Raw genomic sequence first — 15,214 nt, 5'->3', positions numbered from 1 at the left:
GGAGGACCCGTCCGCATCCGCGGTCATCCATCGCCTCCGATCGGTCGCACTGTCGCGGACTCGGCACCCACCCGACGCCTTCCGAGAAATACCGTAGTGCGGGCCACTGACAATGCCTTCGACGCGCCCCCGAATGCCACCAGCGTCCCTCCAGGAAGGAGAATCCTTGTGGATTCTTAACCATTCTTTCGGCTTGTGGACGGCTCGATGGCGCGGCTGTACGACGCGGCTGTATGACACGGCCGACAACGCGGCCGGCGCGACCCGGCGGGCCGGACCGAGCGCTACGCCCCTCCGCCGGCCGTTCCGTCCACGGAGGCGGCGACCGCGTCGGCAAGCCTGCGCCGCAGAGGACGCAGGTCGACTCCCTCGCGCGAGGGGTGGACCGCGTTCATGAGGAGAACCGTGACCGTGCGCCGCTGCGGGTCGACGACGAGCGACGTGCCCGTGAAGCCCGTGTGCCCGACGCCGTCCACCCCGCCCATGAAATCCCGATCGGCGACCCGGAGCCCGACCGCCTGGCCGTAGCGGCTCCGATCGTCTCCGCCGCCCACGACAGCCCCGCGACCGACGACCGCACCACCGTCCACGACCGCAGGCTCCCGGAGCAGCGGCATCCAGTCGGGGTGCAGCACCCGGGCCGCTCCTCTGTCGCCGCCGCCGCGCAGGAGCTCACCGAGCGCCAGCACGTCGTCGGCAGTGCCGAACAGCCCGGCGTTGCCGACCGGACGAGCGAGGCCGTGGGCCAGTTCGTCGTGGACCTCACCGCGCACGACGCCGCGGCCAGGCTGGGCCTCGGTCGCGACGGCCTCGCGGGCGGCGACCGGCCCGAACCGCGCGGTCATGGCGCCGAGCGGGTCCAGCACCCGGCGCTCGACGAGGACGTCGAGGGGCGTTCCGGTGGCGATCTCGAGCACCCGGCCCGCGGCGACGTAGCCGAGGCACGAGTACTCGTGCCCACCGGGAGCTGCGTCGAGCGGCGTGGCGAGCGCCCGCTCGAGGAGCCGCTCGGGCTCGGACTCCTCGCGCCACAGGGTCGAGGACGGCGGAAGCCCGGCGGTGTGCGTCAGGAGGTGTCGCAGCGTGATGCGCCCGGCACCCGCCCCAGAACCGACCGGCAGCAGCTCCGAGACCGGGTCGTCGAGCCCCACGAGCCCGTCCTGCGCGATCGACAAGGCCGCGACCGCGACGAAGACCTTGGTGAGGGACGCGAGGTCGAACAGGGTGCCGGCGCCCAGCGGCTCGCCGTCGTCACCCGCCGGCGTGCCGCGACGGACCCGCACGACACCCGCGCCCCGCACCGACACCGCCACCGACACCGCCGTCCCGGGGAGCGCGGCGAGCCCGGCGAGCCCGGCGAGCCCGGCGGCTCGCGCTTCTTCCAGGACCCGCACCACGGCCCGCTCCACGCGCCTCTCCACGCGCCTTCCCGCACGCGCCGGCACGGCCTCGCCCCCGGCGGTCACGTCCACAGCAGACCCTCGACCGGCTCGGTCACGTCGCGAGACCACAGCTGGCGCGCGAGCGTGACGCTGCCCGCCAGCGGATCACCCACGGGCGCGGCTCGCTGGACGTCGGGCCGCAGCGCCGCGAGGTGACGACGGACCGACGCGTCCACGACCGGGACGCCCATGACCCCGCCGACGCACGCGAGCGTCGGCGGGACGCCGCCCCGTAGCACCGACGACGCGGTCGCCGCGAGCGAGCGCCCCGCCTCGGCGACGATCCGCACGGCGTCGGGGTCCCGGGCCTCGGCCAGCGCCGTCACGACGGGCGCGACGGACGCGAGCAGCGTCGCCGGGTCCGGCCGCTCGTGGACGGTGCGGGGCCAGTCCTCCGGGTCGCCGAGCACCTCCCGCGCCCCGGCGAGCAGCGCGGCGCCGCCAGGGTCCCGTCCGTCGTACGCCTCGAGGGCGCACCGCAGGCCCTCGACGCCCAGCCATGCCGCCCCGCCGCGGTCACCCAGGATCGGACCCCAGCCGTCGCTCCGGAACCATGCACCGTCGGTCGTTCGGCCCAACGCGACCACCCCGGTGCCGACGGCCAGGACGGCACCGGGCGCGCCGTCGAGCGCACCGAGGTGCGCGGTGAGCGCATCGGCAGCGAGCGCGACGCGCTCGGCGCCGGTGAGCTCGCACAGGCGCGCCGCGAGCAGCGCCCGGTCCGCCGCGAGCGACGCCAGCCCGGTCGCGCCCACACCGACCGCGACGACCCGGCCGTCCGTGGCAGGAGCGGCGTCGAGGAGCCGTCGCACCACCTCGACCACCGCCCTGGCGACGGCCTGCCCCGACTTGGCCGCGCCGTCGTGCACGGCCGACGGGTCGAACCTCTGCGTCCACCGTCGCGCCCGCCGCAGGCCGACCCGTGGTCGGTGCGGTCAGCCGGCGAGCGCCGCCCGGAGGAAGGCGATGTCCTCGGCCTGACGTTCCCCCGGCGTCTCGACGACGACGTCGCACCGCGCCTCGCGCACGACGTGGGCGATCAGCTCGGGCGGGATCTCCCCCGTGGCGAAGCTCGCGTGCCGGTCGCGGCCCGACCCGTGCGGGTCGCGCGAGCTGTTGGCGTGCACGAGGTCGACCCGGCCGGTGATCGCCATGACCCGCTCGACGAGCGTCTCGAGGTCCTCCCCCGCGGCCCACGCGTGGCAGGTGTCGAGGCACAGCCCGACGTCGTACTGGCCGATCGCGTCCCACAGCATCGCGAGCCGGTCGAGCGTCCGGGCGCACGCGTTCTCGCCGCCCGCGGTGTTCTCGACCAGGACCCGCACCGGGAACGTCGCGCGCGCGAACGTCTTGCGCCAGTTGTCGACGCCGACCGCGATGTCGTCGCCGTCGCCCACGTGCCCCCCGTGCACGATGAGCCCGCGCACGCCGAGCTCCGCCCCGGCCGCCGCGTGCTGGGCGATCATGTTCCGGCTGGGGATCCGGATCTTGTTGTTCGTCGACGCGACGTTGACGAGGTACGGCGCGTGCGCGTAGATGCCGAGCCCGGACGCGAGGAGCGCCTCGGCGTCGTCGCGTGGCACCGGCTTCTTCCAGCCCTGCGGGTCGGCGAGGAAGATCTGCACGGACTGCGCGTCGACCTCGGCCGCCGCGGCCACCGGGTCGTCACCGCGGACGTGGGCACCGATCAGCGCCATGCGATCTCCCTCCGGCCGGGTCGGGACCCGAGCCTGCTACTGGTCCGCCGGCGTCGCGTCGGGCTCCACCGGGCGCTCGGGACGAGTCTCTCGCACTCCGCGGACATCGCGCGTGGCCTCCTTGAGCACCTGGAGCACGTGCGCGGCGGACGTGCACCGAGCGGCGGTTTCGCTCGCAGACGCGGAGGCAACTCGCGGCAACTCCTTGCCGCGGTCCGTCCCGGCACGCACGCTCTGGGCAGTCCGTCCGGATTCACGGAGGGCGTCAGCACGACCGCCGGGGGCAGGCGAACAGCGCACGCCTCCGTCGCCGCACGTCAAAGGAGACAGCGATGCGGAACGTTCAGCGTTCGAGGAAGAGAGCGCTCGTCGGGCTCGCCGTGGCGATCCCGCTGGCGGTGGCCATGGCGGGCGGCGCGGTCGCGGCACCGCCCGGCTTCGCGGGTGGCAAGGACAAGGACCGCCCGCAGCCCGGCGGCGACATCGTCCAGGTGGAGTCGCGGGTCAAGCCGATCATCGAGCGTGGCAAGCGGCAGTACCGCGACCTCAACGCCAACGGCAAGGTCGACACGTACGAGAACTGGCGCGTCAAGACGGGCCAGCGCGTCAAGGACCTCGTCCGGCAGATGACGCTCGAGGAGAAGGCCGGCCTCATGCTGGTCGACACGCTCAACGCCGAGTGCAGGGACGGGAAGCGAGGCGTCGCCGGGGAGAACGCCGCGCAGTTCATCAACCAGGAGTTCATGCACCGGTTCATCTTCCGGAACACCGTGACGAGCCCGGACCAGGCGGTCTGCGGACAGCCGGGCGGCGGCTTCAGCGCGTCGACCAGCGTGACGCCGGCCGAGGCGGCGTCGTTCATGAACGAGGTCCAGGAGCTGGCCGAGGGCACGCGACTCGGCATCCCGGCGCTCTTCAAGTCCAACGCGCGCAACCACATCGACCCGGACGCCCGCGAGGGCATCAACGAGTCGGCCGGCGCCATGACCGCGTTCCCCAAGGAGGCCGGCATCGCTGCGGCCGCCCTCGGCGAGCAGGCGAGCACGGCCGGGGAGGCGACGACAGGCGACATGTCCGTCGTCGAGGACTTCGCCGAGGTCATGGGCGACGAGTGGCGCTCGATCGGCCTGCGCGGCATGTACGGCTACATGGCGGACCTCTCGACCGAGCCGCGCTGGTACCGCACGCACGAGACGTTCACCGAGAACGCCGACCTCAACGCCAACATCATGCGGACGCTGGTCCAGACGTTGCAGGGCCCGGAGGTCGATCCGCGGACGGGGACCTCGCTCAGCCCGGAGTCCGACGTCGCGCTCACCATGAAGCACTTCCCCGGCGGCGGCTCCCAGGAGCTCGGCCTGGACCCGCACTACGCGTTCGGCAAGACCCAGGTGTACCCGGGCGGCGGGTTCGGGGACAGCCTCAAGCCGTTCGAGGCGGCGATCGACGCCGGCGTCTCGGCGATCATGCCGTACTACGGCGTGCCGGTGGACCTGGAGTACGACGGCGTCGCGTACGACGAGGTCGGCTTCGCGTTCTCGGACCAGACGATCAACGGCCTGCTCCGCGAGCAGCTCGGGTTCCGGGGGTACGTCAACTCCGACACCGGCATCATCGAGGACCGGGCCTGGGGGCTGGAGGAGGCCACGGTCCCCGAGCGGGTCGCCGCGGCGATCAACAGCGGCACGGACGCGCTGTCCGGCTTCAACGACGTGCAGGTCATCATCGACCTGGTCGAGCAAGGCCTGGTCACCGAGGAGCGTGTGGACCGGGCGGCCGAGCGCCTGCTCACTCCGATGTTCCAGATGGGCCTGTTCGACGACCCCTACGTCGACGAGGACGTGGCCACCGCGACGGTCGGAAACGAGGCGAACCGTGCCGTGGGCATGGACGTGCAGCGCAAGTCCCTCGTCCTGCTGCAGAACGAGGAGACGCCCGAGGGCGCGACGCTGCCGATCCCGGACGGCTCCTCGGTCTACCTGCTGGGCGACTTCAACGAGGAGACGGTCGCCGAGTACGGCTACGACCTCACGAACGGGAACACCGAGGACCCGGCCGCCCGGCCGAGCGCCGCGGGCTACGACCGCGTCGTCATCTCGATCACGGCCGGCGTGAACCGCGCGGTCACCCGGACCTACGCGAGCGACGACCCCGCCACCGGGCTCAACCCCGAGTACACCAACCCGATCGTGCTCGACGGCGTCGCCGGCCTCGACGGCCAGAGCCCGTACGGCGAGGCGGACGCGTGCGTCTCGTACGGCGCCGAGGAGTGCACGGACGACCGGCTGGGCTTCGGCGGCTCCTTCCCGTGGGAGACGAGCATGCTCGACTTCACCGGGATGGCGGAGTCGCAGTCGTGGCAGATCACCCCGTCGCTCGACACGATCAAGCAGGTCATGGCGGAGGCGGACGACCCGAGCAAGGTCGTCCTGCACGTCTACTTCCGCCAGCCGTACGTGCTCGACGAGGCGAGCGGCCTGCGCGACGCCGGCGCGATCGTCGCGGGCTTCGGGGTCAGCGACACCGCGCTGTTCGACGTGCTCTCGGGCAAGGTGGCGCCGCAGGGCCGGATGCCGTTCGCGCTCGCCGGCACGCGGAAGGCCATCGAGGAGCAGTACAGCGACCTGCCTGGGTACGACGAGACGACCGACGGGGCGCTGTTCCCGTTCGGTCACGGGTTGACGTACTGAGCCGAGGTCCTGAGCCGAGGTCCTGAGCGGACCTCCTGAGCTGACGTCCTCACGCTCGAATCGCGGCGGGCCGGTCCGGGATCACCCGGGCCGGCCCGTCGTGGTTCGTGGAGCGCGCGACCCGCCGCCTGGGGGACGGCGGGTCGTGCGTCGATCGGTGGACGACCCGGTCAGCACACGCGCTGACCTGACGCGCACCACCGGTGCCCGACGTCGACCACGAGCCGGGAGCCCTCACCCGGGCCCGGCAGCACGAAGGCCCGGAAGGGCAGTCGGGCCCGCACGCCCAGCCCGACCGTGGTGACGGCCTCGAAGCTGCCGGCCCAGACGACGTCCCGGAACGTCCGGTACCCGACCGGGTCGATGATCGTCCCGGTGCTCGTCGAGTACAGGGGAGACGACTCCGCGACGTTCACCCGGACAATCACCTCGAGCGTGGCTCCGCCGCGCACGGGAACCGTGAAGCCCGAGCCGTCCTGCACGATCTCGTCGACGTAGCGCACGGACCAGGCGGTCAGCGGGGCGTCGACGTCGAGCACGAGCCGGTCGTAGCACGCGTGCCGCCCGGATCGGATGTTCGTGAGGTAGCCGGAGGAGTAGTCCCCCGCCGACCGCTCCTGCGACCCCCACACCTGGCCGCAGTAGGGATGCGCCGAGGCACTCGGCGCGATGAGCAGGCTCAGACCTGCGAGCAGGGACAGCAGCACCACCACCGTGGTGGACCGACGGCTGACGGCGGATCGACGGCGCATGACGCACCCCTCCTGGGAGCCCGGCCCTCCCCCGCCGGGCGTGGCGGCACTTCGGAGCCCGGAGCGGACGAGCTGCGGGCCTGGTGGGGTCCCGGCGCCGTGGCGACGGGATCCCGGCGTGGGTCCGATCGTCACCACCGACGGTCGGACCGGTCGTCACACGCGGAGGAGCCGGCCGAGGCCAGCCTGATACGCGCCCCTCACATCACCTTCTCGCCGATCAGGCGGCTCACGTTCCGGATGTCGACGCCCCGGCTGAACTGCAGCCGCACCGCACCGAGGCCCGCGAACCACAGCTCGAGCTCGGAGCCCAGGTCCAGCGTGCCCGCCGTCTCGATCGAGAACGCCTGGATGCGGCTGTACGGCAGCGATGTGTAGTCCTTGCGCCGGCCGGTGATCCCCTGGACGTTGAGCGACACGATCCGGCGGCTGGTGAACGTCACCGAGTCGCGGATCCCCTTGAACGCGAGGTGCAGCACCTCGTCCTCGAGCAGGATGTCCTCGAGCTCCTCCTGCGCGTGGAACAGCTCCCAGGGCGAGAGCTTGACGAGCGGGTCGTCGGCGAAGTCGATCACGCGGCGAACCTATGCGAGTTCGCTGGTCCGGGGGCCAGTTCGCTGGTCCGGATCGGCGAACTCGACACCCGACCAGCGAACTCAGCGCCCGATCCGCGCGAGCCCTTCACGATCACCGCGTCCGCCTGGGCAGCGCGCGCCCGCGTGGTGCGCCGTGCGCGAGCCGCCACACGGCCGCGGCGGTCACGGCGAGCAGCGCCAGCACGACGAGACCCTCGGGACGAGCCGCGAACACGAGCCCCTGGTCGATGCGGACCGCGTTCGGGTCGAGCAGCGGGTAGGCGAGCACGTTGCCGACCCCGTGGGCGAGGACCGCGGGCCACACGCTCCCCGTCCTCTCGCGCAGCACCCCGAACCAGAACGCCATCGCGACGACCGCGAGGAGGAAGAGCGGGAAGAAGAGCGCGCGCGGCAGGTCCGTGTAGCCGTCGAGCGCCAGGACGTACGGCACGTGCCAGACGCCCCAGACCGCGGCCACCAGCAGGTGCCGACGGGTCGCGCGGACGCCCAGGGCGGCGAGCCGGGGCTCGAGGTAGCCGCGCCACCCGAGCTCCTCCGAGAACGCGAAGACCAGGCGCGGGACCGCCTGGGTCGCGAGCCCGAGCGCGAACGTCCCCACGAAGCCCTCCTGCAGCTCGACGCTCCCGGTCGCGATCCCCAGGCCGAGCGCGGCCCCGAAGATCAACGGGTACGGCAGCGCCGCGAGGACGTACCACCGCGCGGGTCCGCGGAGGCGGAGCCCGGCGTCGCGCCAGCCGTCGCCGCCGAACCACCGCAGGCCCGCGGCCATGAGAAGCGGGCTGAGGATGAAGAGCAGGCCGCCGGCGTCGTTGCCGCCGGCGATCAAGGCGCCCCCAGCGCCGGCGAGGAGCAGGACCCCGGCGACGTAGACGACGACGTTGCGCCAGCTCGCGACCGGCGGGGCTGTGCCCGTCGGCGGGGCTGTGCCCGTCGGCGCGGCTGTGCCCGTCGGCGCGGCTGTGCCCGTCGGCGCGGCTGTGCCCATCAGCGCGGCGGGGGTCGTCGGTGCGGCACGGGTCGTCATGAGTCCTCCGTCAGGGTGCGCCGGGTCTCGTCGACCCAGTCGAGCTCCGCCTCGGCGTGGCGGATGCCGTTGGCGAGGGTCGCGAGCCGGAGCCGCTCCTCGAGGGTGAGCTCGCGGTCGAGGCCCGCGGTCGACTGCCGCTCGACCTCCCGCAGGATGGCGACCAGCTCCGCGGCCTCCGCGCCGCGTTCGTCGAGCAGTCGGGCGACGTGCTCCGCCCCGAGCCGGCCCCCGAAGAACACGCGCAGCAGGAACGGCTCGCGCGACGGCTGGTAGCCCATCGGTGAGGCCAGCCAGCGGTCGAGCTCGGCGAGCCCCTCGGGGCGGATGTGGTGCTCGCGCCGGTTCGGCTTGCCGTCCTGCTCGACGACGCGCACGTCCACCAGGCCGTCGTCCACGAGCGAGGACAGCGTCCGGTAGATCTGCGTCTGGTCCGCAGGCCAGAAGTGGGCCACCGAGGCGTCCATGGTCTTGCGCAGGTCGTACCCGCTCATGGCCGCGACGCCGAGGAAACCGAGGATCGCATGACGCAACGACATACGCGCACCATAGAAGACACGTCTCATATGTGTCTAGTCCCCTATCGACGCCCACGCTCGTAGGTCACCCGCAGCCGGTGATCCCGGCCGCGCGCGACACCTCCACGAGCGCCGCCACGAGCCCCGGCCCCTGCGCGAGCACCGCGTCGTTGTGACCCGCACCCGGCACCTCGACCTCGACCACCTCCGTGCGTGCCTCCCGCGCGACCCGGGCGACCTCGCGGCTCTGCTCAGGAGGGACGAGCCCGTCGTCGGAGCCGTACACGACCGTGAGCGGTGGCCCTGCCCGTGCGACGTGCTCGACGACCCGGAAGTGGTCCTGCAGCAGCCACCCGACCGGCACCCCGTAGACCGCGCGCCCGACGTCGGCCAGCGACGTCATCGGCGAGCGCAGCACCATCGCTGCGGGCGGGTGCTCGACGGCGAGCTCGACCACGACGCCCGCGCCGAGGCTCTCCCCGAGGTAGACGAGCTGCCCGGGCGCGACCCCGGCGTCGAGCAGGTACGTGCGCGCCGCCCGGACGTCGCGCGCGAGCCCGACCTCCGACGGTCGACCCGGGTTGCCGCCGTAGCCCCGGTAGTCGAGCAGCAGCACCCCGAACCCGCGCTCGTGGACCGCGCGGGCCAGCCCCGCCCGGCCCGCGCGGTTCCCGCCGTTCCCGGGCGCGACCAGCACGGTCGCGTCGCACGGCCCCGTGGGCGGTAGGTGCCACGCGCCGAGGGTGAGGCCGTCCGACGTCGTGAGGGTCACGTCCCGCGCACCCGGCAGCACCAGCTCGGCGGACCCGGCCGGCGACCGGTCCGGCACGTAGATCAGCGCCCGCTGCCCCAGCCACACCACGGCGACCACCACCCCGACGAGCGCCAGCACGACGACGAGCACGGGCATGACGACGAGCACGGGCACGACGGCGCCGCGCCCTCTCCTCGGTGCCGTCGCGCGCCCGACCACCTCCCCACGATGGCACCGAAGCCGGCGGTCCACCGCGTCCGGGACGTCCGCGCTCGGCAGTGCTGTCACCCCGGGCAGGTGGGCGGCGCGTCGTGTTCCCACCGGCTGATCCCGACCGCGAGTGCGCCCCGCGCTGCGAGGGGGCTTCGACCCGACCAGCCCGAGCGACAGCGAGACGAGTCCGCGCTGAACCGCACACGAGCACGCAACCGGGCGGTGGAGGCCTCGCGCCCTCGGAGAGGCATTGGCATCACCCGTCCGGGTGATGCCATATCAGACGCCAACGCGGCGCCACGGGAATCCCGAGGTGCAGACACTATTCCTACTAGAAGATCACTTCCGACACACAAGCCATGCAGTGCTTCGCGGGCGCCGCCGGTACGTACACGCTCCCGACCAAGTTCGAGCACTACGGCGACACAACAAACCTCCGCTTACAGGCTGCTGAGAAGCAAGGCCGTGTCTACTCAATCTCGACCACATACTACTGGTCGACGACGCGCGGCCCCAGCGACTACACCTGGTACCCCTTCGACCTCGGCTACGATCAGGTTCTCCGGATTCATCGTGTCCAGCTCTACTGAGAACGACGGGTCTGGGGCGCTTCGGAACACGCAAAGAATGGGAGTCGTTGTGCCTACGTGCGTGCGCGGTATCAGCCTGTCAGCCCCTCATCGCATTTCAGGGCCGATGCTTGCCGTCAGCGCAGCCGCGGTGCTCGTGGCTGCGTGTGGGGGCCCGAGCGGAGAGCCAGCGATGCCGCCATCGACGGCCGTGGCCGAGCCCGAGGGCCCGAACAACGCCGCTGCGACGCTGTGCGCGGAGTTCCCGCCCGCCGGACCCGTGCCAGGCGACGTCGAGGGTTGGTGGAACGCGACGCCCGCCGACGAAGACGGGACCGTGATCGAAGACCCGGCGCGGTGGCCGGAGGCGAAGATGGCGGAGCACCCCCGTGTCGCGCTCGTCGCGACAGACACGGGTGACGTGATCTCAACGTGGGACCGCGTCGCCTGTGGGCAGGACACCAGCTACCGACCCCTGCTGCAGGACGACTGGCCTCAGGGCGCAATCGTCATCGTTGACATGGACACCAACGAGCTCCTCGACGTGGCTGCTCCGGACGAGCGGTGATGTGGGTCGGTCGAGGGGGCGGGTGGGCGCGCGCCCCTCCTGTGCCGACAGGGATGCTGTTCCTTGCACGCGAGGCCCGGACCTGTCTCCGTGACGGTGTGCCAGACCCATCAGTCCGACCCCGGACCCCGGTCCCGAAGAGCGGAGAACCATGTCGTCGCCCAGCGAGCTGCTCGTCGTCTGCGACCGCGCCCTCGACGGCATGGCCTCGATCGTCGAGGGTCTCGGTGACGAGCTCGCCAACACCGCTCCGGACCTTCCCGGCGCCAACACGCCCTTCGCGATCCTCACGCACTGCCTCGGCGTGATCGACGCGTGGGCGGGCCACCGGGTCGGGGGCCGACCGCTCGACCGCGACCGCGACGCCGAGTTCCGGGCGCGCGGGCCGGTCGCGCCCCTGCTCGCACGGGTCGAGGCTGCGAGGCGCCGGCTGCACGACGACGCGCTCGCAGCCGACGACGGCGCACCCCTCCGCGCGGACACCCCGCACCCCGTGCACGACGAGATCTCGACCCAGGGCGCCGCCCTGCTGCACGTCCTCGAGGAGCTGGCCCAGCACCACGGTCAGATGGAGATCACGCGCGACCTCATCCGCGCCGCGAGCACCACCCGCTGACCCCTGAGGCGGGCATCGGTCTGGACGACGACAGACTCGTCGCGTTCGGCTAGCAGCAACGTCCCTGCGGGTTCCTGTCCTGCCGGTCGGTGCGGTCGCGCCAGAACTCCTTCTCGGTCATGAGCCACTCGGCGGCGTCGCGCGGGTGCTCGGCCTCGACGTGCGCCCTGTACTTCTCGTAGGCGTCGGCCCCGAGCACGCCCCGGCAGAACCACGCGACGCCCTTGGCGCCCCGACGGACCGCGTCGAACGTGCTCGCGAGCGGTGTCGCGGCCCTCGACGGTGTCTCGGCCTCCGGTGTCCCGGCCATCAGTGGTGCCCCGTCCGCGCGGGCCGGCGCGACGCGGGCAGCGCCGCCCACTGCTTCTCGAGCTCCTTCTCCTCCGGGGTCGCGAGGAAGCCGGCCGGTGCGAACATGCGCGACAGGACCGCCGGGTCCTCGCTGCTCGCGCTGGCCTTCCTGCGGTAGGACTTCCAGGTCGCCGCGATCGCGGTGAGGATCACGACGATCGCAAGGCTGACGAACACGATCGACAGCACGCCCTGGATCATCGTGTTGCGGACGACCGCCTCCATGGCCTCGACCGAGGTCGCCGTGCCGAAGCTCGTCTCCCCCGCCGCGAGCGCGTCCCTGAACGCGTTGTGCTGGGCGAAGTACCCGACCGCCGGGACCGGCGAGAAGATCTTGTACATCGACGCGGTGATCGTCACGGCCGCGGCGAACCCGAGCGGCAGGACCACCACCCAGAGGTACCTGAACAGGCCGAGCTTGGCCACGATCGCCATGCAGACCGCGAGCGCGATCGCCGCGAGCAGCTGGTTCGCGATGCCGAACAGCGGGAAGAGCGTGTTGATCCCGCCGAGCGGGTCGGTCACGCCCATCAGGAGCACCGCCCCCCACGCCCCGACCATGATCGCCGTCGCGGCCCAGGCGCCCGGCCGCCACGACGTGTCCTTGAACCGCGGGAAGAGGTTCCCCAGGCTGTCCTGCAGCATGAACCGCGCGACCCGGGTGCCGGCGTCGACGGCGGTGAGGATGAACAAGGCCTCGAACATGATCGCGAAGTGGTACCAGAATGCCATCATCCCGCTGCCGCCGACCAGCCGGGCCATGATGTTCGCGAGCCCGACCGCGAGGGTCGGCGCGCCGCCGGTGCGCGAGACGATCGACTCCTCGCCGACGTCGGCCGCGGTCTGCGTGAGCATGTCGGGCGTGAGGTCGACCCCCGCGAGCCCGAGCCCGTTGACGAAAGCGACCGCCCCCTCGACCGTCCCGCCGGTCGCGGCGCCCGACGAGTTCATCGCGAAGTAGATCCCGCGGTCGATCGACAGCGCGGCGACGAGCGCCATGATCGCGACGAACGACTCCATGAGCATGCCGCCGTACCCGATCATCCGGGTCTGGCGCTCCTTCTCGACGAGCTTCGGCGTCGTGCCCGAGGAGATCAGGGCGTGGAAGCCCGAGAGGGCGCCGCACGCGATGGTCACGAAGAGGAACGGGAACAGCGACCCGCTCACGACCGGGCCCGTGCCCGTCGACGCGAACTCGCTCACCGCAGGGCTCTCGAGCACCGGGCGGACGATCACGATCGCGAGGGCCAGCATGACGATCGTGCCGATCTTCATGAACGTGGAGAGGTAGTCGCGCGGCGCGAGGAGCATCCACACCGGCAGGACGGCGGCGACGAAGCCGTAGACGACGATCATCCAGGCGATGGTCGTCTTGTCGAGCAGGAACAGGTCGGCGCCCCACGAGGTCCCGGCGATCGCGCCGCCGCCCGCGATGACCGCGATGAGCAGCACGAAGCCGATGACCGAGATCTCGGTGACCTTGCCGGGCCGCCAGAACCGCAGGTAGGCACCCATGAAGAGCGCGATCGGGATCGTCATGCCGACGGAGAACACGCCCCACGGGCTCTCGGCGAGGGCGTTGACCACGACGAGCGCGAGGATCGCCACGATGATCACCATGATCACGAGGGTCGCGAGCAGCGCCGCCGTCCCGCCGACGACGCCGAGCTCGTCGCGCGCCATCTGACCGAGCGAGCGCCCGCCGCGGCGCATCGAGAAGAACAGGACCAGGTAGTCCTGCACCGCGCCCGCGAGCACGACGCCGACGATGATCCAGATCGTCCCGGGCAGGTAGCCCATCTGCGCCGCGAGCACCGGCCCGACGAGGGGGCCGGCGCCCGCGATCGCGGCGAAGTGGTGCCCGTACAGCACCCGCCGGTCGGTGGCGACGTAGTCCTTGCCGTCGGCCTTGTACTCGGCCGGGGTCGCGCGCCGGTCGTCCGGGCGCAGCAGGTTCTTCTCGATGTAGCGCGCGTAGAAGCGGTAGCCGATGAGGTAGGTGCAGACGGCGGCGAACACGAACCAGATCGCGTTGATGGTCTCCCCGCGGACGATGGCGATGATCGCCCAGGAGACCGCGCCCAGCAGCGAGATGGCCGCCCAGACCGCGATCCTCGCGGGGGTCCAGCGGCGGTGGTGCGCCTCGACGACCTCCGGGTCGAGGGCCACCGGTGGGAGCTGCGGGTCCTGCTCCAGGCCGGTTCGTGCGCTCACGTCTCCTCCTCGAGAACGGCGACAGAGAGCACAGCGCCCCCCGACGCGGTTGAACCACCCGACTCGTTCGAACCACCCGAGGCACTCGAACCACCCGATGCATTCGAACCACCCAGAGGCTTACCACTTCCGGGTCAACGGTGCCGAGTCAGCGGCGCACACGGCGTGTTGGCTCGAGCGATCAGGTCCGACGGCGCCCCACGGGCCGCGCCATCGCGAGCAGCTCGAGGTCGGGCCGCTGCGGCACGCCGAACCGCTCGTCGTCGTCGGGGAACTCGTGCCGCTCGCCCGTGAGGCGGAACCCGCAGCGCTCGTACCAGGCGATGAGCTCCGGGCGCTGGTCGAGGACCGTGAGCTCGATCGACCGCGCGTCCCAGGTGTCGCGCGCATACGTCTCGGCGGCGTCGAGCATCGCGCGGCCCGTGCCTTGTCCCTGGAGCCGCGGGCGGACCGCGAACATGCCGAGGTAGCCCGAGCCGCCGCGACGCTCGAGGTGGCAGCACGCGAGGAGCCGCGCGGCGGCGTCGGGCCCGTGCGTGTCCGGAGCGTGCTGGCCCAGCCCGTGCGTTTCGAGGCCGTGGGTGTCCAGGCCGATCAGGACCACGCTGTCCGGCTGCTCCATCAGGCCGCGCACCATCGCCGCGTCGGCGCGCTGACCGCCGACGAGGCTCTCCTCGGTGGTCCACCCGTGGCGGCTCTCCTCGCCGCGGTACGCCGAGTTGGCCAGGGCCGCGACCGCCTCGGCCTGGTCGGGCGTGGCGGGCCGGACGGTGAGCGAGGTCGGCATGCGCCCATTCTGCGACGGCGCCTCGTCGGCGGCTCGTGTCGGCGGCGGGACCTAACGTCGGACCGTGATCCCTGACGCCTCCTCGAGGAGAGCCGCGACCTCGGCCCGCAGGTCTCGCCCGGCGCCCTGACCCTCGGGCGGCTCCTCGTCGGCAGCGCGGTGCTCGGCGCCGTCCTGCTGAGCCGGCCGACGGTCCGGCCGACGCGCGCCGAGTGGCCGCGACTGATCGGCGTCGGCGTGCTGTGGTTCGCGGTCTACAACGTCGCGCTGAACGCTGCGGAGCTCCGGGTCGACGCCGGGACGGCGGCGATGCTCGTCAACGTCTCGCCCGTGCTGCTCGCGATCGCCGCGGGGCTCCGGCTCGGCGAGGGCTTCCCGCGCCCGCTCATGGTCGGCAGCGCGCTCGGGTTCGCCGGCGTCGTC

The 15,214-nt window shown here is 72.5% G+C and carries 14 protein-coding genes and 1 pseudogene; 4 read left to right on the top strand and 11 right to left on the bottom strand.

The window, feature by feature from the left end; genetic code table 11:
* Window positions 1-284 precede the first annotated feature (284 nt).
* From HIR71_RS00210 to HIR71_RS00200, 3 genes are all read right to left on the bottom strand, one after another.
* Window positions 285-1,409: a serine hydrolase domain-containing protein gene (locus HIR71_RS00210; RefSeq protein WP_169322600.1), complete on the bottom strand. Its 1,125-nt coding sequence runs from the start codon at window positions 1,407-1,409 to the stop codon at window positions 285-287.
* Between the two features lie 53 nt (window positions 1,410-1,462).
* Entirely contained in the window at window positions 1,463-2,311 is an 849-nt protein-coding gene (locus HIR71_RS00205) for an N-acetylglucosamine kinase (RefSeq protein ID WP_169322599.1), read from the bottom strand.
* 66 nt (window positions 2,312-2,377) lie between these two features.
* Window positions 2,378-3,139, bottom strand: a complete 762-nt coding sequence (locus HIR71_RS00200) for a deoxyribonuclease IV (protein ID WP_169322598.1) — start codon at window positions 3,137-3,139, stop codon at window positions 2,378-2,380.
* Window positions 3,140-3,471: 332 nt separating this feature from the next.
* Here HIR71_RS00200 and HIR71_RS00195 point away from each other — a divergent pair, with 332 nt between their 5' ends.
* Window positions 3,472-5,829, top strand: a complete 2,358-nt coding sequence (locus HIR71_RS00195) for a glycoside hydrolase family 3 protein (RefSeq protein ID WP_169322597.1) — start codon at window positions 3,472-3,474, stop codon at window positions 5,827-5,829.
* 170 nt (window positions 5,830-5,999) lie between these two features.
* On the opposite strand, the gene HIR71_RS00190 is transcribed toward HIR71_RS00195, so the two are convergent.
* The 5 genes from HIR71_RS00190 to HIR71_RS00170 all read right to left on the bottom strand — a co-directional run bounded on the left by HIR71_RS00190 (window position 6,000) and on the right by HIR71_RS00170 (window position 9,647).
* On the bottom strand, window positions 6,000-6,581 hold the full coding sequence (locus tag HIR71_RS00190) for an AMIN-like domain-containing (lipo)protein (RefSeq protein WP_169322596.1): 582 nt from the start codon (window positions 6,579-6,581) through the stop codon (window positions 6,000-6,002).
* A 200-nt stretch (window positions 6,582-6,781) separates the two neighbouring features.
* Complete coding sequence (locus tag HIR71_RS00185; protein WP_169322595.1) at window positions 6,782-7,156, bottom strand: PH domain-containing protein; 375 nt, start codon at window positions 7,154-7,156, stop codon at window positions 6,782-6,784.
* A gap of 112 nt (window positions 7,157-7,268) precedes the next feature.
* Window positions 7,269-8,201, bottom strand: a complete 933-nt coding sequence (locus tag HIR71_RS00180; RefSeq protein WP_211373597.1) for a CPBP family intramembrane glutamic endopeptidase — start codon at window positions 8,199-8,201, stop codon at window positions 7,269-7,271.
* Complete coding sequence (locus HIR71_RS00175) at window positions 8,198-8,740, bottom strand: PadR family transcriptional regulator (protein WP_169322594.1); 543 nt, start codon at window positions 8,738-8,740, stop codon at window positions 8,198-8,200. Before HIR71_RS00175 ends, HIR71_RS00180 begins: the two co-directional genes overlap by 4 nt.
* A 64-nt stretch (window positions 8,741-8,804) precedes the next feature.
* Window positions 8,805-9,647, bottom strand: coding sequence for an alpha/beta hydrolase (locus tag HIR71_RS00170; RefSeq protein ID WP_311835993.1), 843 nt, complete (start codon window positions 9,645-9,647; stop codon window positions 8,805-8,807).
* A gap of 801 nt (window positions 9,648-10,448) precedes the next feature.
* On the opposite strand from HIR71_RS00170, the gene HIR71_RS00165 reads away from it, so the two are divergent.
* Window positions 10,449-10,823 carry a hypothetical protein gene (locus HIR71_RS00165; protein WP_169322593.1) on the top strand — a complete coding sequence of 125 codons (375 nt, stop codon included), beginning with the start codon at window positions 10,449-10,451 and terminating at the stop codon, window positions 10,821-10,823.
* A gap of 151 nt (window positions 10,824-10,974) precedes the next feature.
* Window positions 10,975-11,439, top strand: coding sequence for a mycothiol transferase (locus HIR71_RS00160; protein ID WP_169322592.1), 465 nt, complete (start codon window positions 10,975-10,977; stop codon window positions 11,437-11,439).
* Between the two features lie 49 nt (window positions 11,440-11,488).
* Here HIR71_RS00160 and HIR71_RS00155 read toward each other — a convergent pair whose 3' ends face one another.
* From HIR71_RS00155 to HIR71_RS00145, 3 genes are all read right to left on the bottom strand, one after another.
* Window positions 11,489-11,749: a YbdD/YjiX family protein gene (locus tag HIR71_RS00155; protein WP_169322591.1), complete on the bottom strand. Its 261-nt coding sequence runs from the start codon at window positions 11,747-11,749 to the stop codon at window positions 11,489-11,491.
* Window positions 11,749-14,004 (bottom strand): carbon starvation CstA family protein, encoded by a 2,256-nt coding sequence (locus HIR71_RS00150; RefSeq protein WP_169322590.1) that lies wholly within the window; start codon window positions 14,002-14,004, stop codon window positions 11,749-11,751. The genes HIR71_RS00155 and HIR71_RS00150 overlap by 1 nt, the downstream gene beginning before the upstream one ends.
* 181 nt (window positions 14,005-14,185) lie before the next feature.
* Window positions 14,186-14,791, bottom strand: a complete 606-nt coding sequence (locus HIR71_RS00145) for a GNAT family N-acetyltransferase (protein ID WP_169322589.1) — start codon at window positions 14,789-14,791, stop codon at window positions 14,186-14,188.
* Window positions 14,792-14,911: 120 nt separating this feature from the next.
* On the opposite strand from HIR71_RS00145, the pseudogene HIR71_RS17090 reads away from it, so the two are divergent.
* Window positions 14,912-15,208 (top strand): annotated as a pseudogene (locus HIR71_RS17090) (EamA family transporter); the annotation flags it as partial.
* Between the last annotated feature and the right edge of the window lie 6 nt (window positions 15,209-15,214).

Origin of the sequence: Cellulomonas fimi (genome assembly GCF_012952065.1) — a bacterium.
Classification (GTDB): domain Bacteria; phylum Actinomycetota; class Actinomycetes; order Actinomycetales; family Cellulomonadaceae; genus Pengzhenrongella; species Pengzhenrongella fimi_A.
The sequence above is the reverse complement of the archived record's forward strand: the minus strand, read 5'-3'. Positions and strand labels throughout refer to the sequence as shown.

Coding starts and splice junctions, on each gene's coding strand:
- HIR71_RS00145 (WP_169322589.1), bottom strand. CDS start 14,791: ATGCCGACCTCGCTCACCGTCCGGCCCGCCACGCCCGACCAGGCCGAG.
- HIR71_RS00180 (WP_211373597.1), bottom strand. CDS start 8,201: ATGACGACCCGTGCCGCACCGACGACCCCCGCCGCGCTGATGGGCACA.
- HIR71_RS00200 (WP_169322598.1), bottom strand. CDS start 3,139: ATGGCGCTGATCGGTGCCCACGTCCGCGGTGACGACCCGGTGGCCGCG.
- HIR71_RS00190 (WP_169322596.1), bottom strand. CDS start 6,581: ATGCGCCGTCGATCCGCCGTCAGCCGTCGGTCCACCACGGTGGTGGTG.
- HIR71_RS00155 (WP_169322591.1), bottom strand. CDS start 11,749: ATGGCCGGGACACCGGAGGCCGAGACACCGTCGAGGGCCGCGACACCG.
- HIR71_RS00165 (WP_169322593.1), top strand. CDS start 10,449: ATGCCGCCATCGACGGCCGTGGCCGAGCCCGAGGGCCCGAACAACGCC.
- HIR71_RS00175 (WP_169322594.1), bottom strand. CDS start 8,740: ATGTCGTTGCGTCATGCGATCCTCGGTTTCCTCGGCGTCGCGGCCATG.
- HIR71_RS00160 (WP_169322592.1), top strand. CDS start 10,975: ATGTCGTCGCCCAGCGAGCTGCTCGTCGTCTGCGACCGCGCCCTCGAC.
- HIR71_RS00195 (WP_169322597.1), top strand. CDS start 3,472: ATGCGGAACGTTCAGCGTTCGAGGAAGAGAGCGCTCGTCGGGCTCGCC.